Here is a 1,169-nt window from a genome sequence, read left to right as displayed (position 1 = left end):
CTCCACCGCATCGCCGTCATCGGCAACTCGCTGCCGCGCCGATGCGGAATTGCAACCTTCACGACCGACCTGCAGAAGGCGATATCGATGTCGCGCGCGGATCTGGAGACCAGCATCGTAGCGATGACCGATCCCGGTCAGGCCTATGACTATCCTCCGGCGGTCGCCTTCCAGATCAAGGACGGCCATATCGACGACTACATGCGCGCGGCGGATTTCCTCAATGCCGGCCAGTTCGATATCGTGTGCCTCCAGCACGAATTCGGGATTTTCGGCGGTGAGGCCGGGGCCCATATCCTGGTGCTGTTGTCGCGCCTCACCATGCCGGTCGTGACGACGTTCCATACGGTGCTGGCCAGTCCGACGGTCAAGCAACGCGCCGTCGTGGAGCGTATCGTCGACGCGTCGTCGAAGGTCGTGGTGATGGCCAACAAGGGCCGGGAGCTGTTGCGTGACGTCTACCTTGTGCCGGACGGCAAGATCGAGGTGATTGCGCACGGCATTCCCGATGTCGCCTTCGTCGGGTCCGATGCAGCGAAGGCCAGGCTTGGATTTGCGGGAAAGTCGGTCATTCTGACCTTCGGCCTGCTATCACCCAACAAGGGCATCGAGGTCATGATCGACGCCATGCCGTCGATCCTGAAGCGCTGCGCGGACGCAGTGTACGTCGTGCTCGGCGCAACGCACCCGAATCTTGTTCGCAACCAGGGCGAGGCCTATCGCGAGGGCCTGATGGCGCGGGTGCGTGAACTTGGCATCCACGATCACGTGGTGTTCCTCGATCGGTTCGTCGATCTGGCCACGTTGCTCGAATTCATCTCGATGTGCGACGTCTATGTCACGCCCTATCTCAACGAGGCCCAGATGACGTCGGGGACCCTGGCCTACAGCTTTGGACTGGGGAAGCCGGTGGTTTCGACGCCTTACTGGCACGCCCGCGAGCTGCTCACCGAGGGATGCGGAGTTCTGGTGCCGTTCGGCAATGCCGCCGCTATCGGCGGCGAGATCGCAAAATTGCTCACCGACGACGTGCGACGGCAGGCGATGTCCCGGCGCGCCTATGCCGCGAGCCGAATGATGACGTGGGAATGCACGGCCGAGCGTTACATGTCGGTCTTCGAGACGACACGGCAAGGTCACCGGCCCAAGGTGTTTGCGCGCTCCGACAT

Annotated in this window: 1 protein-coding gene; it reads left to right on the top strand. The window is 62.4% G+C overall.

Annotation, left to right across the window (positions count from 1 at the left end):
- On the top strand, positions 1-1,169 hold a 1,169-nt coding region (locus AC1D00_RS42055), incomplete at both ends, for a glycosyltransferase family 4 protein (protein ID WP_477014768.1).

The organism is Bradyrhizobium sp. P2_E8 (assembly GCF_056403875.1).
This window is presented reverse-complemented; position numbering and strand designations above follow the sequence as displayed.